This is a genomic window from Corallococcus aberystwythensis, assembly GCF_003612165.1.
Lineage (GTDB): Bacteria > Myxococcota > Myxococcia > Myxococcales > Myxococcaceae > Corallococcus > Corallococcus aberystwythensis.
Genome location: NZ_RAWK01000579.1, coordinates 1 through 438, shown reverse-complemented (window position 1 = coordinate 438; position 438 = coordinate 1). Strand labels below are relative to the sequence as shown.

The window sequence follows — 438 nt, the reverse complement described above, 5'->3', positions numbered from 1 at the left end:
TGCGGGGACCGCACCGGACGCGCACGTGGGGCCTCTCGACGGAGAGCCGGACCGGGATGCGATCTCCCCGCTTACGTCGAGCGTGGCCGGCGACCCGCCGGGGGCGGACGGCCCCTACGTCACCTTTGATACTCTGTTTATGGTATCTTCGATCGACGAACTGGGGCGCCGCCAGCTCACGGATACGATCCGTAAGGACCTGCGGCTGTCGCTGGCCAAGTTCAGCATCGCGTGTACCAAGACCTCGTCGTTTTCGGGGACGGCCGCGCGCCAGCGCAAGCGCGGAGCACCGCCGCAACGCACATGCGTACCACGCAGCAACAAGAGCCTCCAGATGTTCGTTTTGTGCAAGCGCGCCAACGCCGCGCAGGTGCGCGAGCAGCTGCGGGCGGTTATTCGGTCGCGCAAGCCGCGCAAGTATTACACGCGGTCCTCGGA

1 protein-coding gene is annotated in these 438 nt (G+C 66.4%); it reads left to right on the top strand.

Translation table 11 applies throughout. The features are described 5' to 3' along the window. Positions 1-25: 25 nt before the first annotated feature. Positions 26-438 (top strand): hypothetical protein (locus D7W81_RS44680; RefSeq protein ID WP_147445858.1); only part of this gene is annotated, 413 nt, incomplete at its 3' end.